Below are 25,949 nucleotides of genomic sequence, written 5' to 3' on the forward strand. Positions count from 1 at the left end.
GCCAGTTCATGGAACATATGTCCAATTCCGGTACTATTTGCCGACAAACCACGCTGAGTTGTAATAAAAACATAACGCTTGAGCAGGGGAGGCTTTAATGCGTCAATTTTCGATTTTGCTGGTCTTTGCGGTGGCCTTTGGTGGAGCCGCGGTGTTGTATGAACAGGAAAGCCGTAAGGTAAAAGGGGTACTGTCCCAGATTACCGACTTGCAGGCCAAGGTGGGCGATATGCAGGCCGAGATCAATCGGCTCAATGCGGAACTCGAGACGGTCAAGTTGGCAGAACGCCGGCGTCCGAATCTGAACGCTATCGCGAGTCGGGTCTTGAAAAATGAACCGGCGGCGCCCATTTCCAAGCCTGCACCGGCGCAAGATAAGCGTCGCGGCCTGGTCGCGGGGGATGTGACATCCGCGGCACCGGCCATTCGCGGGCGCGAAGAGCCCGGCGATGACGGCGAGTGGTCCAAGCCCACAGTAGATGCTGAAGCCTACGAGGTGGAAGCTGGTGGCGAAGAAGTGCCGGTGTCGGACCCCTACCAGTAAATGCCTGGCAGGTCAGTTTTATTGAAATGTTGACTCGAAGCCCGCTTTCCAGCGGGCTTCTGGTTTTCAGTCACCAGTATAAATTACTGGTAGTAAGTCTCACTGGTATAGATACTTCCAGCCATGAATGTAACCGCTTTTTACGAATCCCTCTGCGCGCAGTTGTCTGGTCTGCTAACCGATGAGCGCGACTGGTTGGCGAATACCGCCAATGCCAGCGCACTGCTGTTCCTTGAGCTCGAAGACATCAACTGGGCGGGGTTTTATTTCCTGCACGGTGACGAGCTTCGCCTCGGGCCTTTTCAGGGCAAGCCTGCCTGCACCCGGATTCCGGTGGGAGCAGGGGTGTGCGGTACCGCCGTGAAGACTGGTCAGTCCCAGCTCGTCGAAGATGTACATCAGTTCCCCGGACACATCGCCTGTGATGCGGTGTCTGCATCGGAAGTTGTGGTGCCACTGTACAACGGTGATAAGTGCATCGGCGTGCTGGATATCGACAGTCCACAGATTGCCCGGTTTACCGAACAGGACCTTGCGGGTGTGGAAGCCTTTGCGAAAGCGCTGCTGGCGCATTCCGACCTTCCGTAGTATTTCGACTAAAAGGGTGAACCGCAGGGATGGCGCTGGTCTGGGAAAAGCGAGTAGGAAATAACCGCTACGAGGTGCGCAGCCACGGGGCCACCGTCCGGCTGTACAGTAATGGCGTCTTTCACTCCCAGTGGAACCCCAATGACCCCCTCAAGGGCTCACTTTGGGAGCTGTTGTTTCTGCCGGTATTTTTCCGCCCTGTTCAGCAGGTGCGCCGGGTACTGATTCTCGGTGTGGGTGGTGGTGCGCTGATCCGGCTACTGCAGAGGTATCTGTCTCCTGAAGAGATCGTCGGTGTGGATATCGATCGCCATCACCTGACGGTTGCGCGCCGGTACTTTGGTGTGCGTGGCGCGGAGCTGGTTTGTGCCGATGCACGGGCTTATGTCTCGGAGCAGGGCGCTGTCACGGGCAAAAGAACCTGCACGTTTGACCTGATTGTCGACGACCTGTTTGGCCACTGTGACGGTGTTGCCGAGCGTGCTTTTGAGTCTGACCGGTCCTGGTGCGAGCGTCTTCTGAAGCTGCTTGTCCCTGACGGTGTGGTGGTCAGCAACTTCGGCAGCAGGCTCGAGCTGCTGCGCAGCGGGTGGCGCGGTGCTGGACTGCGTGAGCAGCTTCAGGGTGCCTGGAGTGCAGATTTACCGGAGTATGAGAACAGTATTGGTATCTTCAGTCGCAACCCTCTGTATTCTGCCGCCTTGACCGAGCAGGCGCCCGCTGCCATCAACCCCGCAAACCCCAAGCGCAAGCTCGCTGCCCATCTGAGTCGTCTCCGTTGACATCCTCCCCCAGAGCCTCACCTGAATATTGTCCAAAAATCCGGTTGGCGCGCCAATGATCCTTGTGTCTATACTGGATTTAGACGGTTATTTTCCCGGGATGAGTTGATGCGGTACAAGACCTTGGAAGATGTGATTCAGGAGGGGAGGGAGTTTCACCTGAAGTTGAGCCGGCAGTACGAAGAGTTCGAACTGCTCTCGGCAAATGATCGAGCGCGATTGTTGCTTGACCAGCTCAAGCGGCGCGAAGTCTCGATGACTTACACGCTGGACAACTTTCGCGACGACATCGGCGAAGGGGCGCTGCACACCTGGGTGCAGTTTGCACCGGAGGGCAGGGAGCCAGAATTGTTGCAGAAGTTGCGCAATATCGACATCACCGATCCGGATGCCATTGGCAAAGTGGCCATGGATATCGAGATGTATCTCGCCGACCAGTATCGAGATCTAGTGATGATAGCGGATACGCCGTCGGCGAAACATGCGCTGGAGCGATTGCTGGAGCTGGAGCAGCTGGAAGAGCACACGCTATCGATCAATCTATTTAACTTGCGGGACTATTAATTAATCTTCTGCGGTGCTTCCGGTTGAAGCGCCGGTTATGATTTCGGGTTTGGTTACTTGACCAGCCGGTAAATGCAGAAGCCTTTTTCTTTGTTCAGCAGCTCTACCTGCTGGAAAAGGCCCTGGGCCTTTCTTCCGAGCGGTATAAATTCGTTGACCACAAACAGGGCTGTGCCGCCCTTGTGCAGTATGCGTGCGGCCTGTGTCAGAAATCGGTCGGTCAGGTCCCCCTCTACCGAAAAACCCTGATGAAAAGGGGGATTGCAGACCAGGAGGTCTGCGCTGTTACTGTCGATCTCCGACCCCGCATCACCTGCGATAACCCGGCCGGCAATTCCTCGCGTCACAAAATTCTTTTCGCATGCCAGCAACGCGGCCGCGTTGTTGTCGGTAGCCTCAATATGCAGCTTCCGGTTAGCGGTAGCATCCCCGGCAAGCCGTGCGCTGAGGTACCCGTAGCCGCAACCCAGGTCGACGGCCCGGCAATTCCCTTCGGGTAAATGGCTCTCGAAATACCCGGCCAGTAGCGCGCTACCGATGTCCACTTTATTCCAGCCGAACAGTCCGGGTTTCGAATAGAGACCGTCGAGGGCGTCGAGTTGCCTGAGCTGCGTGTAATCGCTGTCATCCAGTGCCGCACCGGAAGCTTCACTGTCAATTTTGCTGACGCTGAGGTAGTCATTGCCGCGTTTTTGCAAGTGTTTGACACAGCCAAACCGTGCCGCGGTTTTTTGGGCGTAGGTCTTGATGCCGCTGCTTTTATTGCCCAGCAACACCAGTTCTCCTTCGGACCCCAAGACGTCGGGAGCGTGATTGATGACGTGATGAACTGCGGCCTTTTCCTTGGATACCGGGTAGACGATACGGGAGTACTTCTGTCCGGCGATTGTCAGGTCGAAATCGCAAAAGTGGGCACATATCCCCTGGGCTACGGCCGCCTGAGCAATATCCCAGCGGTTGCTGAGCAGCACGCCGGGGAGTGAAAGCCTCGCATCCAGCAATGATTTGCTGTTTTCGTCGGCGATCCACAGGGTGTTCTCGTCGCTGTCGCGCAGTAGTTGTGAAAGCAGGGTCTGCATTGGCTGGTGATATTTAAATGGCGACGTTTCAGTTATCAGGCGTCAGGTTGATTCGTTGCCGACGCTGATGATTTCATCTTCGGTCAATGGCCGGTAATCCCCCTCGGCCAGGTCTTCGTCCAGGTCTATCTGCCCGATACGTTCCCTGTGCAGCTCGAGCACGCGGTTTCCCAGCGCAGCGAACATCCGTTTTACCTGATGGTAACGACCTTCGCTGATGGTGACACGCACCTCGTTGCGGTAAAGGATTTCCAGTTTCGCAGGCTTGGTCCGGGTCTTCTCATTGTTCAGCCAAATTCCCTTTTCGAACTTGTCGATGGCGCTGTCGTCGATCGGGTCAGCCAGTTGTGCGTAATAGGTTTTATCGCAATGGTGGCGTGGGGAGGTGATGCGGTGGGACCACTGGCCATCATCGGTCACCAGTACCAGCCCTGTGGTGTCGATATCCAGGCGCCCGGCGATATGCAGTTTGTGCTTGTTCGGCTCGTCCAGCAGATCGAGCACCGTCGGGTGCTCGCCATCTTTGGTGGCACATACATAGCCGAGGGGCTTGTTAAGCATAAAGTAGCGCGGGCCGGCTTCTCCCAGCAGCTCACCGTCCAGACAGAGTTCGTCAGACTCATATATTTTGCTGGATGGGTCGGACACCGCCACACCATTGACGGTGATCCGCTCCTGTTTAGCTGCGCGCTTTACTTCGGCCCTGGAGAGGTCGGTGACCTGGCTGATAGCCTTGTCGAGTCGAATGGGTTTACTGTCAGCCAAGTTTTTTCTCACCGGAATCTACGGACTGATAGATCAGGGTGTTGATGGTCATTGGGCCAACGCCACCAGGTACCGGAGTGTAGGCTGCGGCGCGCTCTTTCAGCGGCTCTAGCTCGATATCGCCCACGCCGCCCGGATGGTAACCGGCATCGACAACGACGGCGCCATCCTTGATCCACTCTGCCTTGATAAATTCCGGGCGACCAACGGCGCCCACCACAATATCGGCGCGCTTGATATGCTCGGCGAGATCCTGAGTGCGGGAGTGGCAGATGGTAACGGTGGAATTTGCATTCAGCAGCATGGCGGCCATGGGCTTGCCGAGAATCGGGCTGCGGCCCACCACCACGGCATGCTTGCCGGACAGTTCAACCTCGTAGGCTTCCAGCAGTCGCATAATGCCTTTCGGAGTGGCACAGCCGTAGGCTTCTTCACCCATCGCCATACGACCGAAGCCCAGGCAGGTTACGCCGTCTACGTCTTTCTCGAGCGCGATGGCGTCGAAGCAGGCGCGTTCGTCAATCTGCTCGGGTACCGGATGCTGAAGCAGAATGCCGTGAACATTGGGGTTGCTGTTCAGCTCCTCGATTTTCGCCAGTAGCTCCTCAGTGGTGGTAGAGGAGGGTAGTTCGACCTGCAGGGAGTCCATGCCGATGCGGCGGCAGGCATTGCCCTTCATCTTTACGTAAGTCGCAGAAGCGGGGTCGTCGCCGACGAGGATGGTGGCGAGGATGGGCGTTTGCCCGCCGCTCTTTTCCTTCATGGCCGCAACGCGGGCAGACAGTTCTTCTTCGGTTTTCTGGGCAAGGGCCTTGCCGTCCAGAACCAGTGCAGACATAGGGATTTCTCAACCTGAACAGGGAGCGCACCACGGGATTGGGCCGGCGCTCGTGATAGTTGGAGCTAGAAGCTTAATTTAGGCGCGGCATTTTCGCACAAGCGGCGAACATTTTCCCTATTCAGTCACGGAGAGTGTTCGAATAGCGTTCGAATGTTGGCGAAAGGCTAAACTACTTTAAAAAAGAATGGCTTAGCGGCGTTGACACCCCCGGGGGGCGGAAGTAATATGCGCGCTCTCGAACGGGGGCTACCCCCGCGAAGGAACATCGGGGCATAGCGCAGTCTGGTAGCGCGCCTGCTTTGGGAGCAGGATGTCGGGGGTTCGAATCCCTCTGCCCCGACCAGATGCCGGGTTTTCTTGCGCCCGTAGCTCAGCTGGATAGAGCATCCGCCTTCTAAGCGGATGGTCGCAGGTTCGAGTCCTGCCGGGCGTGCCATATTCCTTATGGTGGCTGAGAGCTCGGCAGACCTGTGATAGTCCGGAGTGAGCTTAAAGTCGCAGGACTATTCCGGCCCATCAGCGTAGCTGATGGGCGTCAAAATCGCCGCAAAGCGGTGCTTTGCAAGCAGCGATTTTGACCCTGCCGGGCTTTGTGCGAGGTAGGCGATTTGTTGTGTTGCCACAAGACACAACGTGAAACTCTACAATGGTGGCCGTAGCTCAGTTGGTAGAGCACAGGATTGTGGCTCCTGAGGTCGCGGGTTCGATCCCCGTCGGCCACCCCATATTTGACCTGTTGGTCCCGCAAACCCGGCTATATGCCGGGTTTTTTGGTTTTGGAGCGGCATTGTTCTATCGGTTGCCTTTACCTTCGCTGGGGTGATCAAGGATAATGCGCGCCAGTTCTCATCTTTTCATTTCTCTTCCGGGCTCAGATCTGCCCGGAAATAACCATTTGATACTTTTAGAAGGCTTAGGGGGAAATAGTGACTGAAGTAGTCGAGCGAAAGGCAACCAATGTTCATTGGCACGATGGTGACGTTAATCGTGCTGACCGTGCCGCAATGCTGGGTCATAAGGGTGTAACCCTGTGGTTCACCGGTCTTTCCGGTTCTGGCAAAAGCACTGTAGCCGTTGCGGTGGAAAAGGCGCTGGCAGCGCGTGGCGTGCTGAGCTATCGGCTGGATGGCGATAACATTCGCCTGGGTATTAACTCCAACCTGGGTTTTTCCGCAGAGGATCGTCAGGAAAACATCCGCCGTGTAGGTGAGATCTCCAAGCTGTTTGCCGACACCGGGGTAGTGGTACTGAGCAGCTTTATCAGCCCGTATGCGGAAGACCGTGACCAGGTGCGCAAGATGCACGAAGAAGGTGATCTTCCGTTTATGGAGGTCTTTATTGACTGCTCCCTCGAAGCTGCAGAAGAGCGCGACCCCAAGGGGCTGTACAAAAAGGCTCGTGCTGGCGAAATCCGTGGTTTCACCGGTATTGATGACCCCTATGAAGCTCCGGCAAATCCCGAGCTGCACCTGCGCACCGACCAGATGACCCTGGAGGACGAGGTGGAAGCGGTGATCAGTGCCTTGCAAGAGCGCGGCATCATCGTCTAACCGTCGCCGTACTCATCTGTAGGAGCCTGTCTTGCAGGCGAACCCGGTATAACCTCGAGGTTCGCCTGCAAGGCAGGCTCTTACAGAGTCTCATCCAGCTTCTAGTGCCGGCTTGTTAGCCGAACGTCATCTCCCGCCTCGAAATACTCGCAAAAATATCGTCGCCTGTTTCCAGATGCGATACATCTGTTCCCCATTTCCGGGACTCTGCAACCTTGCATTTCGGCCGGTCATTTAACCCCGCATTTTCTTCAAGTTAACTCCCCCGCCAAGTCCCCAACGCTTTTCCCGGCGCCACATATACTGTTGCTGTGCCTGCTTGGTTTGACGCGTTTAACCGCAGCGCGGCACAGGGAATATAAAAGCGTACGGAGGCGACTATGGCTTGGAGCGCGCGGAATCTGTTTGCCCGGTTCAGTACACGGCGGATAGTGAAGGGAGTGGCAGCTTCATTTTTCATTCTGTTTGGCTTGGGGGGGTGGTATGTCTACGAAAAACTGCCAAGAATCCCCGGCGTGCCGAAAGCGCCAGTGGTTGGCGTGCCAGATGGCGCGCTGAACCATACGCCACAGCCGGCTTACGCCGGAGACCACCCGCGCAAAAGTGGGCGCCCTGCGGAGTATTTTCCTTTTCCTATTGCTATTGGCGAAACCGGCCCGGTAGAGACCCTGTTTGCCGGGCCGTCCACCTATCCGTTTTTATGTGGAGAAAACAAGGTAACCGGCGCGCAACCCCTGGTGGACAACCACAATGGCGAAGGTGTTCCGGTGTTTTCTCTCGATGAGAACGGTCAAGTAACGGACGAGGTGATTGGGTACAGTCGGGACTGCAGTCACAGCACGGCAGTATCTTACTACTACCGAAGCAAACTCGATGGCCAATTTTACCCACTGGAAAACGCACAGGACGATATTGATCAGGTAACGGTCAACGGCAAGACTACAGACTTTGTGGTGCGCCTGGAGACTGGAACGATCAACCGCTTCTTTTATTCCATTGCCGTGCTGCGAGGGGAGGGCGAAACGGCAGCCGCGCCAACGACCAGTAACTGGAACAAGCGGCTGATATACCAGTTTCGTGGCGGTGTTGGTGTCGGACGGCGACAGGGGAATATGTCGCGAAAATCGATTATTGAACGCCGCGCAGATCAGATTGCTCGCGGCTACGCTGTGGTTTACTCCACTGCGAACCAGACGAGCAACCACTACAACATTTGGTTGGCCGAAGACACCGCCCGCCGCCTGAAAAAACAGTTTGCTGCCCTCTACGCTGAGCCGCTGTATACGGTCGGCATCGGCGGATCTGGTGGGGCAATCCAGCAGTACCTGTTTGCACAGAATGCACCAGGTGTACTGGACGCGGCGCTGCCATTGTATTCATATCCCGACATGGTAAGTCAGACCATCTATGTGTTTGACTGCGAACCACTTGAATACTTTTTCGATGTGGTCGCGGCAGACGATCCACGTTGGCGCGATGTGTCCGAGCGTGAAGCCGTCATCGGTTTGGCCACGCGGGAGGAGTTTGACCATCGCTTTAAGATTCTCGAGAACGCCGCGGCGTTGTTCGATGGGCGCTACCGCACCACCGCCAACGGCGCCTCTGAATGTGTTCAGGGCTGGCGGGGGCTGGTCCCACTGGTGAACAATCCCAATTTCATTCATTTCGGTAATAGCTACGCGGACCCGGTCGCCCAAAATACCCACTGGACACACTGGGAGGATTTGCGCGACTTTTACGGCGCAGGTGAGAATGGCTACGCCAACAGTGCTTGGGATAACCAGGGCGTTCAGTACGGACTGAAAGCGCTCAAACAGGGTCATCTCAGCGTGGACGAGTTCCTGCGCCTGAACGCCACCATCGGCGGCTGGAAAGATCCGACAGAGCAGGGCGGAGAAAAGCTCTGGTTCATGAACGGTGATGTGTTTCCGATGGATCTCTCCGTGTGGAGTGAGCACAACATGAACCTTGGCAGCCTGGATAACCCGGCACCGCGAAGTGTTGCCAGCATCGAAGCCATCCAGGGTATCTATCGTTCCGGCCATGTCTTTCTTGGCGATGTTGAAATACCGATTGTCGATTTGCGGCACTACCTGGAAGGCGAGCTGGATATGCATCACAGCCTCGCTTCATTCTCCAGCAGGGAGCGCATTCGCCGCGCCAGAGGACATGCGGACAACCAGTTGATCTGGGTGAGCCACAAGCGCTATGACCCTATTGACGAAGCATTGGACATCATCGACCACTGGATGCAAAAAATCATCGAGCATCCAGAGCTGGGAGTGGCCGGTAACAAGCCTGTGGAAGCTACCGATCGCTGCTTTGATGAAAATGGCAATGTACTTGCCGCTGGCCCGGGCGTATGGGATGGCGACTGGAATCGCAAATCTGCTGGTGCCTGTATGCAGCAGTACCCGATCTACAGCACACCTCGTCAAATGGCCGGGGCACCGATTACTGGCGATGTATTCAAGTGCGCGCTACAGCCGATAGAGCGCGCATTGGCCAAGGATACCTACGGTGCGGCCACTGCCGCTATTGTCGAGCGCTTAGAGGATCTGCGTCGCATCTTTCCGGAAGGCGTGTGCAACTACAATGCGCCGGATGTGGGGCGGCCAAGAGATCGCCTCTTCCAGCACGGTGGTGACGTTATCATCGCCGGGCACTCGGTAAGCGCAGATTATCGGCAACTCCCCAGTGAAATCGCACAGGAGTCGAAATCGGAGGAGGAAGAAATTCTGCCCACACCAGTATCCGTCGAGGATCCGGAAGCCGCCGAAAATAATTTGTAATTTTTGGCGTCATTTTTGTTGACACAAAACTACAGTCCGGTAAGATGCGCCTCGCTCTCGGGGGACAAGCCCAGAGCAAAACGGAAACCTTCGATAAGAAGTTACCGAATTGGGTGGTTAGCTCAGTTGGTAGAGCGGCGCCCTTACAAGGCGTAGGTCACAGGTTCGACCCCTGTACCACCCACCAAGTCCTGAATGTAGGAGCCTGCTTGCAGGCGAACCGCCAAAGGCGGAACAAATCAGGCACTACCGCGGACCGGTAGTTCAGTTGGTTAGAATGCCGGCCTGTCACGCCGGAGGTCGCGGGTTCGAGTCCCGTCCGGTCCGCCATATACGCAAAAGGCCCTGTTCGAAAGAACAGGGCCTTTTGCGTATATGGCGGACCGCTGGGTGAGAACCCCTGTTCGACCAAATCGCAAAGCGATTTAGGACGCCCAACGGGCGCCCGCAGGGTGAGCGGCGCAGCCGCGAATCAGTCCCGTCCGGGTGTGGCACTTACTCCATCGATAGGTGCCACTAGGCTTGCCATTTGTCCGAGAGATTAATATATTTAGGTCAAATGTCCTCTACCCCAAGCTAGGAGGCAAAATGGCCAACCCAGCCCATACCCCACAACCTACAGAAGATCAGGTCCTCCTGGAGGCAACCCTCAACACCGCTAATCACCTGGGCCTGAAAAAGAAAGAGCTCAGCGAGATCATCCATCTGGATGACCGCACCCTGCGCCGCCGTAGTGGCCTGGCCCCCCAAAGCGCTGAAGGCCAACTGGCTCTGTTGCTGGTCCGAGCCTACCGCTCCGCCTTCGTACTTATGGGCGGAGAGGAGGGAGCCAAAACCTGGTTCGCCACCGCCAACCGTGCCCTGAATGGCATCCCCAAAGAACTTGCGCACCGCATCGATGGGCTGGTGCGGATCGTCACCTACCTGGATGCGATGCGGGGCAAGGTGTGATCGACCTGCGGGATAAAATTCGCGCAACCTCCACACGCTTGATTGGCCGCCTGTACCGCATCATCGAATCTCAGGAAGAGGTCGCCACCAGAAGTCTGGTGGACAGCCTGCAAAAACAGGAAGTGTTGGAAAACCTGCTTGAGCAAAGCAAACCAGCAAGGCTGCCCGGGAGCGAACACCTTCACTACCTGTTGGCTACCCCGTTTCGCTACCCACCACTCCCATGGGGCTCCCGCTTTGGCGGTACTGCAGAAAGCGGTATTTTTTACGGCAGTAAAACCGTTGATACCGTCCTCGCAGAAGCTGCCTACTATCGCCTGCTGTTTCTGAGTGACATGGAGTTGACACCCGACAGGCCCGTCACCAGTTACCACCAGGTGTTTTCCGCGAAATACTGCGCTGATCCTGGCGTGCGACTTCAGAGCGAAAACTGGCAGCAACACTGGCCACAGCTGTCCCACCCCAGTGAATACCGCTTCTGCCAGGAACTGGGCAAACAGTTACGCGAAGTTGGCGTGCAGGGTATTGAGGCACCGTCTGCCCGTGCCCTTAGCGCTGGTATGGCTGAACTTCCCGCGATCGGTAGTGCGGGAATCAATGTAGCCTTATTCGACCCACAAGCCCTGTTGCGTCGCCCGCCAACGATCGAGGCAGAAGTCACCGCCGAGTCCACTCCTGAGGGCGTCACCTTTCTGGTGAAGTCTGGTAACAGTGTCCAGTCTATGTCCTTCGATGGAAAAGCATTCCTATCATCTGGCCAGCTACCACAGCCCGCCTAAGGTTCAAGTTTCAGGGTTAAATGAAGTGATCCGATACCTGACCGAACTCACCCTGGATGCTTTTGTTGAGGCCGCCAGAAACGTGCCGTACCAGCAGATCGAGTCTGACCTGTTTCCCGGAATCGATCTGTGGGTGCGCCGTGATGATCTGATCGATCCAATCATTTCAGGCAACAAAGCCTACAAATTACTCTACAACCTGATCGAGGCGAGAGAGCAGGGCAAAGACACCATCGTCACCTGTGGCGGCGCTTGGTCAAATCATATACATGCTACCGCTGCCGCGGGGCAGCGTTTTGGTTTTAAGACTGTAGGGATCATTCGTGGGGAACATCCGCCGGCACTGAGTGCGATGTTGCAGGATGCGGAGCGGTTTGGGATGGAATTGCGGTTCGTATCCCGATCGGAATATCGAAGGCGGCACGAACCTGGCTTCCCCGAAAGCATTGGGGTGGATATGGCCCGCAGCTGGTTTGTCCCTGAGGGCGGGGCGAACCAACAGGGAGCGAAAGGTGTCATGTTGCTGGGGAACGTGATTGGTGAGACATGCCCGGTTCCGTTTGACCAGTGTTGGGTCCCCTGCGGCACAGGGCTGACACTTGGAGCGCTAGCAGCCAGCCTCCCTGCAAGTATCGAGCTCGTTGGCGTTGCGGTGCTGAAAGCGGACAAAAGCATAGCTACAGCCGCCGCCGAGTGGGGTGGGTCAAAAGTAGCGCTCCAGCCGCCAATACTCATTACTGACGGTCACTTCGGAGGGTACGGGAAAACGAGTGGCGCCCTGGAGGATTTTCAGAATGTAGCCGCTCAGCAGGCTGGTTTGAACCTTGATCATGTGTATACGGCCAAAGCCACATATTCGATAGTGAGAACCTGCTCACACAATCGACAGAAAGATGAGATAGGCGATACTCCTCGGGTGTTATTGCTTCATACCGGCGGGCTTCAGGGGGCCAGGGGATTGGCGAGTAGTAAGGGATTAGGGTTGGTTTGATTGGAAAATGACCAGTTTAAAGGGCGACCGGAAAGGCACCTTTGGGCTGTCATCAATTCGACTCATACTCTTTGCTCAGGCATAATTACCTGTCAATTTGTGCGGTTTTGATTGATATTTGATCAATATTGCCGCCCTAACGGATACCAACAAAACTGCACTAGCCCTGATTCGGGCACCTTGGGGGAGCGGTGTCGGAATTTCAAAATATCGGCCTTATCGGCCGCACCGAAAGTGACAGCGCAGTCCTCTCGTTAAAGCGCCTGATGGCGTTCCTTGAGCGAGAGGGTTACTCCGTCGTTCTCGAAAAGAATACCGCCAACGATGTGGTCAACCACAACGCCCGCGTCTCCAGCAAAGACAAGCTGGGCGAACTCTGCGATCTCGTGATTGTAGTCGGCGGTGACGGTAGTCTTCTTGCGGCAGCACGTGCCCTTGCCAAATTCAGTGTTCCCCTCCTGGGTATCAACCGTGGTCGCCTCGGTTTCCTGACTGACATTACGCCTGATGAAATCGAGCAGAAAGTAGGTGAAGTCCTTTCCGGTAAGTATATGGCCGAAAGCCGCTTTCTTCTCGACATGTCGGTCACCCGCGACGGCAAACCAATAGGTAAAGGATCATCGCTGAATGATGTGGTTATTCATCCTGGTGAATATATTCGCATGATTGAGTTTGACCTGTTTATTGATGGGCAGTTTGTCTATACGCAGCGTTCGGATGGATTGATTGTTTCAACACCGACCGGGTCAACCGCATACGCGCTATCTGGTGGGGGGCCCATCATGCATCCAAAGTTGGATGCCATTGTTGTTGTCCCGCTAAACCCGCATACGCTCAGTAGTCGACCGATTGTTGTTGAGGGAAGTAGCGAATTTAAAATTATTGTTGGCGAGCAAAATATAGCTCATTCGTACGTGACCTGTGACGGACACGACCAGGTAATTACGGAGCCGGGGGATGTAATTCGCATCCATAAAAAACCTCATAGACTAACTCTGATTCACCCAATCGGACACAATTTTTACGAAACCTGTAGGTCAAAGTTAGGTTGGGCTGAATAGTAATCTAGCTGTCACGTGTAGCGTAGTTGCGTTAGAGAGTTGACCCGTTTGATTAAAGTGCTAATGGCAGAATTATGGAACTAAAGTATCCTGAAAAGCCGGGATGTAAAAAGACTCCCCATTTTGAGATTAACTCAGGTTATAAAATCAATGGAACAGCAAAAAGCTGGGTTGGATTTTTTGACTTAGTTTGGGTTAAAGCAAAATTAAACCTTAAGGCGGAGGCAAGTAAGAACCACTTGAAGCAGGCCTGGTGGATACTTGAGCCCCTTATGTATATGTCAGTTTTTTACTTGATCTTTGGTGTGTTACTGCAGAGAGGCGGTGAGGGATTTATTCCTTTTTTATTGACGGGGTTGATTCCATTTCAGTGGTTTGCAAAATCTGTACAGCAAGCTTCGAATTCCATTGTTGCTGGGCGAGGGATAATTCATAAGGTAAAAATTTACCCTTTGTTTTTTCCTCTTGTTGCGATTCTGCAAGTATTTGGTAAACAAATGCTCGTTTTCATTATGCTGGTTATATTCTTATTTTTTTTTGATTTGCCACCTAATGTTTATTGGTTTGGATTAGTTCCTGTAATGATGACTCAACTTTTACTCCTATTTGTGGTGGGGGCGGCTGTCGCGATCTTGATACCTTTTGTCCGTGACTTGTCATACCTTGTCACCACTGGAATTCAGTTTACGATGTTTTTGAGTGGGGTTTTTTATTCTGTAGAAAAAATTCCACAGGAGTGGCATGCCACCTTCTTTGTAAATCCAGTGGCAAATATTTTATTTCAGTATCGGAGGATCTTGATCAATCAAGAATGGCCCGATTGGTCGATGCTTGGAATTTTGGTGGCTGCACTATTCGTGTCAGCGATTTTAGTTGTACTTTTATACGAAAAGCTTGGGCCTAAATTGCCCAGAGTATTGGTGTAGCGATAGTGAATAACCTGGAAGCAATAATTTCGTTGGTTGATGTTGGAGTATGCTACCAATCTAGCGGCAGCTTTTTAAGAAAGGCTGATTCACATACTGCTCTAAAAAGTATCTCATTTGACCTTTTTCGCGGAGAGACCTTAGGGGTTGTTGGGCCAAACGGGGCGGGCAAGTCTACTCTACTTAGACTTATCGCTGGAATAATTCAGCCTGACAGTGGCCGAGTTATAAACCGCGGAGTGACGGTTTCCCTCTTGGCGTTACAGGCAGGTTTTGACTTAGAGTTAACTGGAGTTGATAACGCTATATTTAGTGGAATGCTTTTAGGGTACTCACGGAAACAGGTTGTATCGAAGCTAGCGGAAATTGCTGAATTCTCTGAGTTGGGGGATTTTTTTGACAGGCCAGTGAAAACCTATTCAACGGGTATGCGCGCTAGATTGGGCTTTTCGGTAGCCATGTACATGGCTCCCGATGTTCTACTATTGGATGAAATACTAAGTGTTGGAGATAAGGACTTCAAAATGAAGGCTGAGTCTCAAATGATGAATAAAATACAATCAAGCCAAACAGTAGTTTTGGTTTCACACTCTCAGCAACAAATAGAAAGAGTTTGCGATAGGGTTATTGAATTATAAGTGTACGGAAAGCTTATTTAGCTTTATATATTTTCAACTATTTAGGATCTCGCGGCTAGACTGTTTTTGTCATGAAAGAAATATACTTACACATCGGCTACCATAAAACCGGAACATCCTCCCTTCAGGAATGTTTGAATAAAAATAGGTCAAAGTTACTGAAAAATGGAGCATGGTATCCGAAGTCAATACTTGGATTTCCTGCCCAGCAGGAAATTTCATGGTCACTTATTAAAAACCCTAAACCATGGATGGTATTGGACAATTCGCCAGATGAAATTTACGACAATATCCTCGGTGAGTTTGAAAGGCAGCAGGCCAATAAACTGATTCTTTCTAGTGAAGATCTAACCTTTCTCGAGAGCCAGCCAGAAGGTATGAAATATTTAAGAGAAAGGCTTTCTGGTTATAAAGTATTTATTGTTGCTTACGTTAGAAATCCGATCGATTTTCTCTTGTCTCTCTATGGTCACCGCCTTCGTGTCGGCGAGGTTGATTTGCCGTTTGTTGATTATTTAACTGCGAAAATGAATTTAAGGATCGCATATTTCGTTGATAGGTTGGCGAAGTGGGAAAAAGAATTTGGGCGGGAGAGAATGATAGTTCGAAACTATAAGCCATCTGAGTTTGTGGGTGGCAGTATCGTTTCTGATTTTTTGAATGCAATAAAGTTGGATGGCTTAGAACTGGGTTTATCGAAAAGATCCAATGAAAGCATTCATCCTTGGCTTGCAAGCACCTGCTTAAATGTCGTTCAGAGTATGAACGAAGTGGAGCGTTCAGAGATCCTTAAAGATTTAGTTAAGTTGGGTAAGAGGCTTCCTCGGGCCAGTGCAGCTGAGCATTATTTGACTGAAAAGGATAAGTCTTTGCTGCAATCTGTCTTCAAGGATCCAAATAAAAGATTAAAGAACCGATACGCCGTAGAGTTTGACTGAGTGCAGTGGGGTTCGCAATGAATGTATGTAAACTATGTGGAAGTAGTGGGCTAAAAAAAGCTGGCCTCGTGAGCGACGCGAACGGTGGGCGAATCTCACTTTTTGTCTGTGGTACGTGCAATTGTTACGTTCCAGATTTTACAACCAAATGGGATGATAAAAATAACTTATTGGCACAGCTTGATTTGCATGAGCGCACATGGGTGGAAGAGGAACCCGACGAGTGGCGCAGAGAACAAAAAGAGCTGTTGACTTTGGCCAACTGGCTGCTAGGTCAGATTGATAAAAGTGACCCTGCAATACTTGAAATTGGAGCAGGTAGGGGGCTTTTAACTGCGACATTTTTTGAGCTTGGTAATGATATTTTAGGTGTCGAACCGTCTAACAAGCTCGCAGATCAAGCTCGGTCAGTGTTTGATTTGGGAAGTCGCTTGGTTTGCGACACAGCCGGTAATTTTTTCTCTAAAAGTAAAAAGAAATATGACATCCTGGTGATGTGGCATGTTCTGGAGCATCTAGATAAGCCATTGGATGTTTTGCGAAGCGCCGCGCGATCCTTGTCCGACGGTGGCGTAATGGCGATTCAGACTCCATTGCCTCTAGAACGCTTTGTATACCCTGGGCATCTATTCTTTCCCGATTTTTCTACATATCACTATTTGGCGACTTTCCTAAATTTACGCGTCAAGTTTATTGATTTTGATCCTGAAAACTCATTTATAACCTGCTTGCTTGAGAATGCGGATAAAAATAGTGTCGGTGATAATTTTGATGTGGAAGAAAATCACATGTCAAAGATATTGAATAGATTCGAAGGCGCTTATTCTGCAGCTAAAAATCTTGCAGGTGAACGCTTGTCTACAATTTCTAGTCTCGAAGAGAAGCTAGAATTTGCTGAGTCACTTTCAATAGATCGCCTTGATATTATCGAAAAGTTAGGGGGCGAAATTTCCGAGCGAGACAATAGACTTTCGGCTGCCGAGTCCCTGGCATTGGATCGCCTTGACGTTATCGAAAAGTTAGGGGCCGAAATCTCCGACCGAGATAATAGACTGATAGCTGCGGAGTCACTGGCATTGAATCGCTATGAAACAATAAAAAAAATGAGTGCCGAAATCTCTGTTCGAGACGAGCGAATAGCGGCCGCTGAGTCTTTGGCGTTGCAGCGACTTGCCGTGATTGAAGAAATGTCAGAAGAAATTCGCATCCGTGATGAAGAGATCGCTAAATTGAAGCTGGAGGAGAATTTGTGAAGAAGGCTGTTTGGTTAGTGCCCGATTTGATTGAGGGTTCAGGAGGTCATCGGACTATTCTTCAGCACGCTGATTTTATGCAGCAGTCAGGATGGGAAGTCGTTCTTTATCTTGAAGCTGCGACAGAAAGTTTTCGTGAATCGCCGTCTGCTTTAATTGAGCGACTTTTCGGATATTCCTTCCCCGATGTTAGGGTCGGCTGGGAGACATTCGTTGCCGCCGATGCATATTTTGCTACTATTTGGTATTCCGCCAAAGTGGTTCGGGACATTCCAATAAAGTCTGAAAAATTTTATTTTGTCCAAGATTACGAAGCACTTTTTAACCCGATGGGTGATTCCTATTTGCAGGCTGAGAATTCTTACCGTTATGGTTTGAAAGTAATAACAATTGGAAACTGGCTATCAAATAAACTTGAGTCTTCGTTCAATTGCCAAGCATCAGCGTTTGATTTTTGTGCTGATTTAGAGGTTTATCGGCCATTGAATAAGGTTGAACGAGAAAGCAATTCTATTTGTTTCGTTTATCAGCCGGAGAAGCCGAGGAGGTGTACTGTTATCGGCTTAGAGGCGTTAGCAATTGTTAAGCACTACATCCCAGAAGTGAAAATTTACTTGTTTGGATCAAGTGCCAAAAGCGATCTTCCGTTCGACCATGAAAACTTGGGTTTGCTAAATTTAGAAAAGTGCAATGAACTTTACAATCGCTGTAGTGTCGGTTTATGTATATCTTCCTCAAACCCCTCTCGAGTACCATTCGAAATGATGGCGGCAGGGCTACCGGTTGTGGAGCTCTGGAGAGAGAATAACCTATATGATTTTGAAAGCGACACCGCGGTCCTGGCGGACCCAACTCCAGAGTCATTAGCGAAAGGTATCATTCAACTTATTTCGAACCCTGAACGCCGACATGAAATCTCGAACGCCTGTCAGATTTATATGGCTGGGCGCAATATTGAGTTTGGTTTGAGGCAATTCCTGGAAATTGTGGAAAGAGCGATAGCAGGAGACTGTGAGCCTAGATTTCGTCGTGGAATCTCATACGGTGGTGCCCCGGTCGTTGATGATCATTTTAAATTTTCAATTTCACAAGGAAAGTCGCCCAAAATACTTAATTGGAAAGGGCGCTTGGTAGAGCGGCTTCCTTCGCCATTGCAATGGTTGGCAAGAAAGACTTACCGACACTTGAAGGGAGCTTTGGCCTCATGAATTTTGTGACTGTTGACGTTTGGGATACCTTGTTGCGTCGGCGTTGCCACCCGGATGCGATTAAGATGGAGGCCGCTCGCTATCTTATATCTCTTTTGGGAGAGGCATTGCCATCTAAGTTTCGCTCACCAGATGAAATACTATCGTGGCGTCGTTCCGTAGAGCTCGAGATCGGGCTGCAGGCGCAGTCTCAGGGCCTGGACGATGAATACGAGATAAAGGACGTTCTTACCCTATTGGTGGAGAAGGTTACCGGGTCAGCTGCCAACGCTAAATTAGTGGATGCGGCCTTAAAGTTCGAATTCGAATTAGAGCTTGACGTAACCTATGTGGATCCTGAAATCACTTCTTTGATCAAAAGTCTTTCACCTTCAAAGTGTTATTTCATCAGTGATTTTTACATGGGTGCTGAATATCTCTCTAGTTTGCTTGAGAAGAATGGTGTCAATTTTCTTGACGGCGGCATTTCCAGTTGCGATGTTGGCTTGAATAAAAGAAGTGGTAGGTTATTTGACTGGTTTTTAAATGAGTACAAGGTCGAGCTGGCTGAGTCTTCTCATATTCATATCGGTGATAATGAGTGGTCAGATAAAAAAAATCCAGAATCTAAATCTATTAATTCTATTCACTTTTTGCCGCCAGAAGAGCATAAGCTTAGGCTTATGAAGGAAAAGGTATACTTTTCTAGGGAGAGAACTTCCGAGCTGATTGAAAATGAATATAAAGCAGAACTTTTGGATCTTGATGAATTTGAAGCAATTGGAGTAGAGCACGCAAAGCTATTTTACGGATTCATCGATTTCATTATACGAGATGCGAATGCGAAGCGACTTGAAAAAGTGCTTTTCTTTACACGGGAAGGGGAGTTTTTTAAGAGATTATACGATTGCATAAATGAAAGCCTTCCTAGCTGGAGGAAAGGTCCGCAGTCGGAACTTCTTGAAGTTAGTCGAGTTGCTACCTTTTTTCCGTCATTAAGGGAAATCTCATTAAAGGAGTTAATGAGGCTTTGGAACCTTTATAGCTGTCAGTCAGTGAGGTCTCTATTTAAGTCTTTGGGGCTGGTTCCTGATACTTATATCGAGTATTTTGATAAATATCAAATTGAGCTTGATCAAATAATAGAATACCCATGGCAAGATGAAAGGGTCAAAAAATTATTTTCTGACTTCGGGTTTCTTAAGCATCTGAGTGAGAGGCAAGAGTACCTTCGAGAATCTATCTTCAAATATTTTTATACGCGTGGGCTTTCAAATGATTGTGGAAGAGTTGCAATTGTTGATATAGGTTGGCGCGGTACAATTCAAGATAATATTTGCTATTTGTTCCCGGAAGTTGAATTTACTGGTTACTATTTAGGTCTCCAAGTTTTTTTGAATGATCAGCCAAAAAATGCAACAAAAATTGCTTATGGTCCCGACTTAAATTTCGATTTTAGGGGGGAGTCACTGTTAAATGCTGTTGCACCGCTTGAAATGCTCTGTAATTCTAAAAATGGCTCTGTTGTTGGGTTCAAGGAGGATGAGGGCGACATTCGTGCGGTCAAGAAAATCGATCAAAAGGAAAATAAAGTCTTTGAGGAGTTTACCGCGAAGTACCAGGATGGGGTCGAAAAGGCGGTCAAAACAATTTCTCGTCTAGAGCGGAAAATTTTAATCAATCCTGTAATTCTTAGAGAATCGGCATTCAATAGTTGGCACTCAATAATTGAATCCCCTCATCCAGAAATTGCAAAGTCATACTTTTCTTTGTATCACAATGAGGATTTTGGGGTTGGTGCTGTAGTCGATAAATCAACAGTAGTAACTTACTCTGATATATTGAAAGCAGTTTTTTTTAAAAAGAATAGACAATATCTAGTCGCGAAAATAAAAGACATTCAGTGGGTGGAAGGCTATAAGCGTCGCGCCGACTTGTCGCGGCTTCGGAGATTGATTTTTAGTCTGGTGCTGAAGCTTGCGACGGTTTATAAGCGATTTTTGATACGCAGAAGAGCGTATTCTAACTCGCCTTCTGTTATCTCAGGGTTGCGTGCAGTATTTCGTATATAAATATTTTGCTCGTGAACCTAAATCTGCTTGGTTTGGTTTGTTGCAGTGTGAGCGGTGTTTAGTCTTAATTTGGTAGATTTCGAGAGCTACATTGGGTGTATTCAATTTTATCCTGTTTCATGACTGTCGGTAGCTTGTGGTGATTTAATGAAAATTTGCTTTTGTATAAGTGGGCAGGTTCGAGGTGAATCGAAATCTTTGCTTACACTTAAGGATCAGATTTCGGCACTCCTCGAGTTCGCAGAGGTTACCGTAATTTTTAGTGTCTGGGACAAGTCCTCTATTAAACTGGATGGCGCCTTTTGGTTTTCCCAGGTGAGTAGAATTTTTGAGCCAAGAATGGCTGAGCTGATCCCTGTTTCTTATTACGGAGATCAATTCTGGGGGAATTTTCCGAAGACAAAAATGCGTCTTTTAAAAGAGAGCTCAAGGCCTGTTGCAGGCGAAATTGAGGGTTTATTTCCCGATGCTATTGTTGATGTCGAGGAAAACAATCTTGATCTTGAATTTGACACTCCTAAGTTCGATAAAAATTCAATAAGAATGCTTTATAAAAGATGGAGGTGCAATGAGATCAAGAAAAAGGTCGAAAGAAATTACGGTGAGAAGTTCGATGTCGTAGTCGTCACAAGGCCTGACTTACTGTTACATGTAAACTTAGAGCATCTGCAGAGATCTAAGTTTAAGTTGCCAAAAATTGACGAGGTTTTTGTCCCGAGCGCGAATACACGAGATGGGATTACGAACGATGTGCTTGCCTATGGTGCTTCAAAGGCAATGGATGATTACTGCTCGTTGTTTTATAAGGTAGCCATGCCGAGCTGGCATGGAATTCATAAAGAGTTAGCTCGGCATCTAGCGGATGTTGGCTTGAGTGAAAGGCAAGCGGAGCTCATTCAGTCCAATGGTATCGAAAGGGGGAAGCTATTATCCTATGAGGATATAAAAGGCGATAATGCCTTTATCGACGATCTGCTTGCGCATTGTTCGAATAATTCTGAAGTTAATCCAGATTGGTCTAGTGAGGAGAGGGCATCCTTCTATAGTTTTGTGCAGCGAAAGCAGCAGGATGAAGGTCTGCATAAGGATAGATTCTATAGCCTAATTAAAGGCGACCTATCATTAATCGAGTGCAATGATTTTAGTAAAGATCGTGGTAAATACGTTCTCGATAGTTTTTTAAGTAATATAGAAGTATTAAAGCTTACATCCGAAAGCGCCATTATTGACTTTATTCCTGAGCGCCTTAGAGGGGAAAAGCTCGACCGTAATTTGAAACGTTTATTTCAGACAAAAAAATTTCAAGGATACGTTAAAGCGCAATACATAATCGACTGCTTTGAACGACGTGATATCGCTTCTCTGTGTTCTGATTTCGATGTGCGTGATGTTCATGACGTCACGGGCGACATAGCCGATAAGTATAGAGATTTTGCATTGGAGCTAGAAAATGTAGACCTTGATAGTGCATTTAAATTGATGAAAATTGCATTGTCCATTCGCCCAGGTGGTCCTTTTATCAAGAAAAAACTTGAAGAGTATTCACGGAAGTTAGAATTGGAAATATGAGAAAGTTAATCGTAGATCTAGATGGTACTATCACCTTAGCCAATACTTCAAATTATCGTGAGGTTCTGCCAAATATTCCATTAATCGAAAAATTGCGAGACTATAAAGAGCAGGGTGGATTTTCCATCGTGATTTCTACTGCCAGAAACATGAGGACTTATGAAGGTAGTGTGGGAAAAATTAACGTGCATACACTACCAGTTATCATTGAGTGGCTCGATAATCATAACGTTCCGTACGATGAAATTCTCGTTGGTAAGCCTTGGTGCGGATTCGAAGGTTTTTACATTGATGACCGTGCTATTCGGCCTTCAGAGTTCTGTTCTATGACCTATCAGGAGCTTTCTGAGCTTATCGAAAAGGATAAGGTATGTTCCTGATTATGTCTGGCTCTTATATATTGCAAGAGTTAAATGCAGAGTTTGGCAGGATACCACCTAGTTTTTTACCACTTGGGAATCGGAGGCTATTTCGACATCAATTGAATTTGGTGCCAAAAGGTGAGGCTGCTTACATATCTATCCCTGATGACTACAGTATTTCAGATTCAGACATTAAATGGCTGCGCGATAATAAAGTATCAATACTTCGGACAGATCCAGCTTTGACCCTTGGTGAAGGCTTGGTGTCATGTCTAAGTCTTATTGATGAGCCTACTCATTCATCTTGTAGACTGCTTTTCGGAGATACGTTGCTTGAAAAGTTGCCAGAAGGGATGGATGTTATCGCTTCTGCTAAAACTCGAGATAATTACCGCTGGTCGAAAGTAAACAGCGCTGGAATTTATTGGGAGTCTGGTGAATTTGACGCCAATGGTGTCGTCTGCGGGTATTTTTGCTTTAGTAGTCCAAAGACGTTACTCGCATGTCTCACCAAGGAGAAATGGGATTTTATTTCAGGAGTAGAGCGATACAGGAAAGAAGTAGGGCTGTCTGAAGTGGAGGCTAAAGGTTGGTATGACTTTGGACATATAAATACTTATTATCAGTCTAAAGCGTCTTTCACAACACAAAGATCTTTTAATGAACTAAAAATTACGCGTAGCTTCATTGAGAAATCTAGTGAGAATGTTGGAAAAATCAAGGCCGAAGGTAATTGGTTTTCTTCACTGCCTGCCTCAATGAGGCTTTATACTCCACTCTACTTGGGCGGCAGCGAGTGTGGCTCGGCTTCTTACAGCTATAGTCTGGAATACTTGTATAATATTTCACTTAGTGAGCTCTTTGTTTTTTCTGAAGTTCCCCCTTTTGTTTGGGACAGGATACTGGATCGCTGTTTCGAGTTTTTAAATGACTGTTTAATTTATAAGTCTCCCCCGCATTCGGTTTCTCAAGATATCAATGATTTATTGTTCCTGAAAACTAGGGAGCGAGTGGCTAGATTTTGCTCTTTGAAGGATTTGGATCCAGATAAGAAATGGAATTTCAATGGATCCGTGAAGTCCTCAATTAATGAACTCATGTTGGCGAGTCAGCAAAAAATTGTTTTACCTGATCGTTCGCCAACGTTGATGCATGGAGATTTTTGCTTTAGTAATATTTTGTATGATTTTAGGACCGATCGAATCAAAGTTATTGACCCTAGAGGGATGACCCTTTCAGGTGAGACGACTATTTACGGTGATGTTCGTTATGATATAGCAAAGCTTTCGCACTCAATATTGGGTATGTATGACTATATTGTAGCCGGTTATCATACGACCCATATAGATTGGAATGCTGGAGAAATAGAGTTTGAAATTAATGGCCGTGAAATCCAGGAATCCATTCAAAATAATTTTTGCAATATGGTTGAAAAATTTTACGGATTAAGTCGGGAGTGTTTATTTGCGATGCAAATACAACTGTTTTTGTCGATGTTGCCATTGCATTCTGATGATCCTACTCGTCAGGCAGGTCTTTTTGCAAACGCGTTTCGATTGTTTGGGTTACTGGGGCGAGGCGAAGAATGATTGTAATCCCAATGGCCGGTTTGAGTTCGCGTTTTTTCAACGCTGGATATACAAAGCCTAAGTATATGCTTGAGGCACACAATGAGACGTTGTTTGCTCATTCGGTTAGAAGCTTTCAGAAGTATTTTTCTAGTGAATACTTTTTGTTTGTGGTCCGCGATATTTATGATACTGAAAATTTTGTGAACGCTCAGGCGGATTATCTAGGTATTAAGTATTTTAGTGTTTTTGTCTTGGAGGAGGCGACTCGCGGGCAGGCTGAAACTGTTGCGCTAGCTCTCTTTTCCGGTAACTATAGCGGTCAAAGTTTGACCATTTTCAATATCGATACCTTTCGACCAAATTTTATACACCCGGATTTGAAGCTGATGGATGATGGTTATTTGGAGGTTTTTAAAGGGAGCGGGAGCAATTGGTCGTTTGTCAGACCTATTAATAGCGATAGCACCTTGATTTCGGAGGCTACTGAGAAGGACCCTATATCGAACTTATGCAGCACAGGTCTGTATCACTTTAGCAGTGTGGATGACTTTTTAATGGCATTTGAGCGTTATGAATCTTTAGGGCCAGATAAATGGGTACGCGGTGAATTATATATCGCGCCTATTTATAATTACTTGATTTCCGCTGGTAAAAAAATTCACTATAACCTCATTGACAGAGATTCTGTAATTTTTTGCGGTACCCCTGCGGAATACAGCGCGTTTTTAGGCTGAGATTATTTTGCGTCAATCAACTTTGGTGAGTTATGGATTTTGTTGTACTATTTAAGCTGTTTTGTGAATTCGCGTTTTATGGTGCCTGAGCCTTTGTGAAAGAGGCTTTCTTGATTTACTTTTTCAGGGTCTTGTATTGGTGTCTAATTTTTTGAGGCGGCCGCGAGTGAGTGCTCCTGCTAACCGACGATTGGTATTTTTAATTAACGTCGATTGGTACTTTCTTCTTCATTGGTGCGATCGGGCGCTTGCAGCAAGAGATAGCGGTTTTGAGGTTTGGGTATTAACTAAGATTACGAAGGCCGAACACAAATCTAAAATTGAATCTTTTGGTTTTTCGGTTGTAGATCTTCCAATCTCTAGACATAGTGTAAACCCGTTTCGGGAAGTTTTCGCTTTATACTGTGCTCTGAAAGCGGTTATAAAGATTGATCCGCTTATTCTGCATGCTGTTACTATTAAACCTATTTTTTATTCTTCTTTCATTTGCAGGCAAAAAAAACTGCGCCTTATATGTAGTTTTCCCGGACTAGGATCGCTTCCAAAGTATGATTCGATCCTGGGGCGAACGTTCTGGTTCGCAGTAAGGGCAATCTGCGCCCGCGGTCTATCATCGAATAATGTGAAGGTGATTTTTGAGAATGAACGCGATCTTGAGCTTTTATGTTCCGCTGGGTTTAAGTTTTTTAGTGTTGATGTAGTAAAAGGTGCTGGTGTTGACACTAGTCTATTTAGGCCCGTTGGGTTACCGGAGCTAAAAACGATAAAAGTCTTGTTTGCTGCGAGACTCTTACGGAACAAGGGCCTGAGTGAGTTGGTGACAGCGGTTAAGGCATTAAATGAGCGCAAGCAATGTTTCGAGTTGCATGTGGCGGGGATCCTTGATGAGGTTCATCCCGAAGGGTTAACTGAATCAGAGGTTGAAAGCTTGTGTGATAAACCCTTTGTGGTTTGGCACGGCCATATCAGTGATATGTCGTCAATTATAGGGCGCTGCCACATAGTTTGTCTTCCTACGACTTACGGCGAAGGAATTCCACGGATTTTGATCGAGGGCGCTGCGTGTGGCCGAGCATTAGTGGCTACAGATATTCCCGGTTGTAGGGATGTTGTCTTTGATGATTTTAATGGTGTTTTGATCCAGCCAAATTGCGCTTTGGAGCTAGAGCGAGCTCTATTATTGTTTGCCGAACAGCCACACCTTTTCGAATCGTATGGGGCGAATGGTCGCTCCCTTGTTGAGGCTGAGATGTCAAACAGTATTATTATAAAAAAGACACTAGAAATTTATAATGCTTCTCTTATTTGAGCGGTTGGCAAGTTCTTAGTCATTGCATGTGGTCCGTATAATGAGCAGATAGCGAATCCTAGTTCTCCCGCGTACACTGAAGTCGTTCCAAGCGCGAACAATG

The 25,949-nt window shown here is 48.7% G+C and carries 24 protein-coding genes and 5 tRNA genes; 26 read left to right on the forward strand and 3 right to left on the reverse strand.

Features of this window, described 5'->3' with window-relative positions; translation table 11 throughout:
- The first annotated feature begins 97 nt into the window (after positions 1-97).
- The 4 genes from LC059_RS13640 to LC059_RS13655 all read left to right on the forward strand — a co-directional run bounded on the left by LC059_RS13640 (position 98) and on the right by LC059_RS13655 (position 2,478).
- Entirely contained in the window at positions 98-544 is a 447-nt protein-coding gene (locus tag LC059_RS13640) for a hypothetical protein (protein WP_226704420.1), read from the forward strand.
- A gap of 123 nt (positions 545-667) precedes the next feature.
- Positions 668-1,132 carry a GAF domain-containing protein gene (locus LC059_RS13645; protein WP_226704421.1) on the forward strand — a complete coding sequence of 155 codons (465 nt, stop codon included), beginning with the start codon at positions 668-670 and terminating at the stop codon, positions 1,130-1,132.
- A gap of 29 nt (positions 1,133-1,161) precedes the next feature.
- Complete coding sequence (locus LC059_RS13650; RefSeq protein ID WP_226704422.1) at positions 1,162-1,914, forward strand: spermidine synthase; 753 nt, start codon at positions 1,162-1,164, stop codon at positions 1,912-1,914.
- Positions 1,915-2,022: 108 nt separating this feature from the next.
- Entirely contained in the window at positions 2,023-2,478 is a 456-nt protein-coding gene (locus LC059_RS13655; RefSeq protein WP_226704423.1) for a hypothetical protein, read from the forward strand.
- 53 nt (positions 2,479-2,531) lie between these two features.
- On the opposite strand, the gene LC059_RS13660 is transcribed toward LC059_RS13655, so the two are convergent.
- Genes LC059_RS13660 through folD form a run of 3 tightly spaced genes read right to left on the reverse strand, consistent with a single transcriptional unit; the run spans position 2,532 to position 5,160 of the window.
- Positions 2,532-3,557, reverse strand: coding sequence for a class I SAM-dependent methyltransferase (locus LC059_RS13660; protein ID WP_226704424.1), 1,026 nt, complete (start codon positions 3,555-3,557; stop codon positions 2,532-2,534).
- Positions 3,558-3,599: 42 nt separating this feature from the next.
- Positions 3,600-4,322 carry a 16S rRNA pseudouridine(516) synthase RsuA gene (gene rsuA / locus LC059_RS13665; protein WP_226704425.1) on the reverse strand — a complete coding sequence of 241 codons (723 nt, stop codon included), beginning with the start codon at positions 4,320-4,322 and terminating at the stop codon, positions 3,600-3,602.
- On the reverse strand, positions 4,315-5,160 hold the full coding sequence (folD, locus tag LC059_RS13670; RefSeq protein WP_226704426.1) for a bifunctional methylenetetrahydrofolate dehydrogenase/methenyltetrahydrofolate cyclohydrolase FolD: 846 nt from the start codon (positions 5,158-5,160) through the stop codon (positions 4,315-4,317). The genes rsuA and folD overlap by 8 nt, the downstream gene beginning before the upstream one ends.
- 269 nt (positions 5,161-5,429) lie before the next feature.
- On the opposite strand from folD, the gene LC059_RS13675 reads away from it, so the two are divergent.
- From LC059_RS13675 to LC059_RS13780, 22 genes are all read left to right on the forward strand, one after another.
- A tRNA-Pro gene (locus LC059_RS13675) sits at positions 5,430-5,506 on the forward strand.
- 16 nt (positions 5,507-5,522) lie between these two features.
- A tRNA-Arg gene (locus tag LC059_RS13680) sits at positions 5,523-5,599 on the forward strand.
- Between the two features lie 213 nt (positions 5,600-5,812).
- Positions 5,813-5,888: transfer RNA gene (locus LC059_RS13685), tRNA-His, on the forward strand.
- A 201-nt stretch (positions 5,889-6,089) separates the two neighbouring features.
- Positions 6,090-6,713, forward strand: coding sequence for an adenylyl-sulfate kinase (cysC, locus tag LC059_RS13690; protein ID WP_226704427.1), 624 nt, complete (start codon positions 6,090-6,092; stop codon positions 6,711-6,713).
- Between the two features lie 440 nt (positions 6,714-7,153).
- Complete coding sequence (locus LC059_RS13695; protein WP_226704428.1) at positions 7,154-9,505, forward strand: DUF6351 family protein; 2,352 nt, start codon at positions 7,154-7,156, stop codon at positions 9,503-9,505.
- A gap of 111 nt (positions 9,506-9,616) precedes the next feature.
- Positions 9,617-9,692, forward strand: a tRNA-Val gene (locus LC059_RS13700).
- Positions 9,693-9,758: 66 nt separating this feature from the next.
- Positions 9,759-9,835 (forward strand) — tRNA-Asp (locus LC059_RS13705).
- A 258-nt stretch (positions 9,836-10,093) separates the two neighbouring features.
- A complete protein-coding gene (locus LC059_RS13710; protein ID WP_226704429.1) occupies positions 10,094-10,456 on the forward strand; it encodes an MbcA/ParS/Xre antitoxin family protein in 363 nt (120 codons plus the stop codon).
- Positions 10,453-11,235, forward strand: a complete 783-nt coding sequence (locus tag LC059_RS13715; RefSeq protein ID WP_226704430.1) for an RES family NAD+ phosphorylase — start codon at positions 10,453-10,455, stop codon at positions 11,233-11,235. The genes LC059_RS13710 and LC059_RS13715 overlap by 4 nt, the downstream gene beginning before the upstream one ends.
- Positions 11,189-12,226, forward strand: a complete 1,038-nt coding sequence (locus LC059_RS13720; protein ID WP_226704431.1) for a 1-aminocyclopropane-1-carboxylate deaminase/D-cysteine desulfhydrase — start codon at positions 11,189-11,191, stop codon at positions 12,224-12,226. Before LC059_RS13715 ends, LC059_RS13720 begins: the two co-directional genes overlap by 47 nt.
- Positions 12,227-12,417: 191 nt before the next feature.
- A complete protein-coding gene (locus LC059_RS13725; RefSeq protein ID WP_226704432.1) occupies positions 12,418-13,287 on the forward strand; it encodes an NAD(+) kinase in 870 nt (289 codons plus the stop codon).
- A 74-nt stretch (positions 13,288-13,361) separates the two neighbouring features.
- Positions 13,362-14,213 carry an ABC transporter permease gene (locus tag LC059_RS13730; RefSeq protein ID WP_226704433.1) on the forward strand — a complete coding sequence of 284 codons (852 nt, stop codon included), beginning with the start codon at positions 13,362-13,364 and terminating at the stop codon, positions 14,211-14,213.
- Positions 14,214-14,218: 5 nt separating this feature from the next.
- The gene (locus LC059_RS13735; RefSeq protein ID WP_226704434.1) at positions 14,219-14,851 is read left to right on the forward strand and encodes an ABC transporter ATP-binding protein; all 633 of its coding nucleotides are present in this window, start codon (positions 14,219-14,221) and stop codon (positions 14,849-14,851) included.
- 71 nt (positions 14,852-14,922) lie between these two features.
- On the forward strand, positions 14,923-15,789 hold the full coding sequence (locus LC059_RS13740) for a hypothetical protein (RefSeq protein WP_226704435.1): 867 nt from the start codon (positions 14,923-14,925) through the stop codon (positions 15,787-15,789).
- Between the two features lie 68 nt (positions 15,790-15,857).
- A complete protein-coding gene (locus tag LC059_RS13745) occupies positions 15,858-17,042 on the forward strand; it encodes a methyltransferase domain-containing protein (RefSeq protein ID WP_226704436.1) in 1,185 nt (394 codons plus the stop codon).
- A complete protein-coding gene (locus LC059_RS13750) occupies positions 17,039-18,250 on the forward strand; it encodes a hypothetical protein (RefSeq protein ID WP_226704437.1) in 1,212 nt (403 codons plus the stop codon). The genes LC059_RS13745 and LC059_RS13750 overlap by 4 nt, the downstream gene beginning before the upstream one ends.
- Positions 18,247-20,301 (forward strand): hypothetical protein, encoded by a 2,055-nt coding sequence (locus LC059_RS13755; RefSeq protein WP_226704438.1) that lies wholly within the window; start codon positions 18,247-18,249, stop codon positions 20,299-20,301. The genes LC059_RS13750 and LC059_RS13755 overlap by 4 nt, the downstream gene beginning before the upstream one ends.
- A 339-nt stretch (positions 20,302-20,640) precedes the next feature.
- A complete protein-coding gene (locus LC059_RS13760; RefSeq protein ID WP_226704439.1) occupies positions 20,641-21,870 on the forward strand; it encodes a hypothetical protein in 1,230 nt (409 codons plus the stop codon).
- Positions 21,867-22,250, forward strand: coding sequence for a capsular biosynthesis protein (locus LC059_RS13765; RefSeq protein WP_226704440.1), 384 nt, complete (start codon positions 21,867-21,869; stop codon positions 22,248-22,250). Before LC059_RS13760 ends, LC059_RS13765 begins: the two co-directional genes overlap by 4 nt.
- The gene (locus tag LC059_RS13770; protein WP_226704441.1) at positions 22,241-23,821 is read left to right on the forward strand and encodes an aminoglycoside phosphotransferase family protein; all 1,581 of its coding nucleotides are present in this window, start codon (positions 22,241-22,243) and stop codon (positions 23,819-23,821) included. Before LC059_RS13765 ends, LC059_RS13770 begins: the two co-directional genes overlap by 10 nt.
- A complete protein-coding gene (locus LC059_RS13775; protein WP_226704442.1) occupies positions 23,818-24,537 on the forward strand; it encodes a glycosyltransferase family 2 protein in 720 nt (239 codons plus the stop codon). The genes LC059_RS13770 and LC059_RS13775 overlap by 4 nt, the downstream gene beginning before the upstream one ends.
- Before the next feature lie 166 nt (positions 24,538-24,703).
- Positions 24,704-25,846 carry a glycosyltransferase family 4 protein gene (locus LC059_RS13780; RefSeq protein ID WP_226704443.1) on the forward strand — a complete coding sequence of 381 codons (1,143 nt, stop codon included), beginning with the start codon at positions 24,704-24,706 and terminating at the stop codon, positions 25,844-25,846.
- Positions 25,847-25,949 lie beyond the last annotated feature (103 nt).

It is taken from the genome of Microbulbifer elongatus (genome assembly GCF_020524885.1).
Taxonomy (GTDB): domain Bacteria; phylum Pseudomonadota; class Gammaproteobacteria; order Pseudomonadales; family Cellvibrionaceae; genus Microbulbifer; species Microbulbifer elongatus_A.

What these genes read in the sequence shown, in the direction of transcription:
- LC059_RS13640 (WP_226704420.1), top strand. Translation starts at nt 98, where the DNA reads ATGCGTCAATTTTCGATTTTGCTGGTCTTTGCGGTGGCCTTTGGTGGA.
- LC059_RS13645 (WP_226704421.1), top strand. Translation starts at nt 668, where the DNA reads ATGAATGTAACCGCTTTTTACGAATCCCTCTGCGCGCAGTTGTCTGGT.
- LC059_RS13650 (WP_226704422.1), top strand. Translation starts at nt 1,162, where the DNA reads ATGGCGCTGGTCTGGGAAAAGCGAGTAGGAAATAACCGCTACGAGGTG.
- LC059_RS13655 (WP_226704423.1), top strand. Translation starts at nt 2,023, where the DNA reads ATGCGGTACAAGACCTTGGAAGATGTGATTCAGGAGGGGAGGGAGTTT.
- LC059_RS13660 (WP_226704424.1), bottom strand. Translation starts at nt 3,557, where the DNA reads ATGCAGACCCTGCTTTCACAACTACTGCGCGACAGCGACGAGAACACC.
- folD (WP_226704426.1), bottom strand. Translation starts at nt 5,160, where the DNA reads ATGTCTGCACTGGTTCTGGACGGCAAGGCCCTTGCCCAGAAAACCGAA.
- LC059_RS13710 (WP_226704429.1), top strand. Translation starts at nt 10,094, where the DNA reads ATGGCCAACCCAGCCCATACCCCACAACCTACAGAAGATCAGGTCCTC.
- LC059_RS13720 (WP_226704431.1), top strand. Translation starts at nt 11,189, where the DNA reads ATGGAAAAGCATTCCTATCATCTGGCCAGCTACCACAGCCCGCCTAAG.
- LC059_RS13730 (WP_226704433.1), top strand. Translation starts at nt 13,362, where the DNA reads ATGGAACTAAAGTATCCTGAAAAGCCGGGATGTAAAAAGACTCCCCAT.
- LC059_RS13740 (WP_226704435.1), top strand. Translation starts at nt 14,923, where the DNA reads ATGAAAGAAATATACTTACACATCGGCTACCATAAAACCGGAACATCC.
- LC059_RS13755 (WP_226704438.1), top strand. Translation starts at nt 18,247, where the DNA reads ATGAATTTTGTGACTGTTGACGTTTGGGATACCTTGTTGCGTCGGCGT.
- LC059_RS13760 (WP_226704439.1), top strand. Translation starts at nt 20,641, where the DNA reads ATGGCTGAGCTGATCCCTGTTTCTTATTACGGAGATCAATTCTGGGGG.
- LC059_RS13765 (WP_226704440.1), top strand. Translation starts at nt 21,867, where the DNA reads ATGAGAAAGTTAATCGTAGATCTAGATGGTACTATCACCTTAGCCAAT.
- LC059_RS13770 (WP_226704441.1), top strand. Translation starts at nt 22,241, where the DNA reads ATGTTCCTGATTATGTCTGGCTCTTATATATTGCAAGAGTTAAATGCA.
- LC059_RS13775 (WP_226704442.1), top strand. Translation starts at nt 23,818, where the DNA reads ATGATTGTAATCCCAATGGCCGGTTTGAGTTCGCGTTTTTTCAACGCT.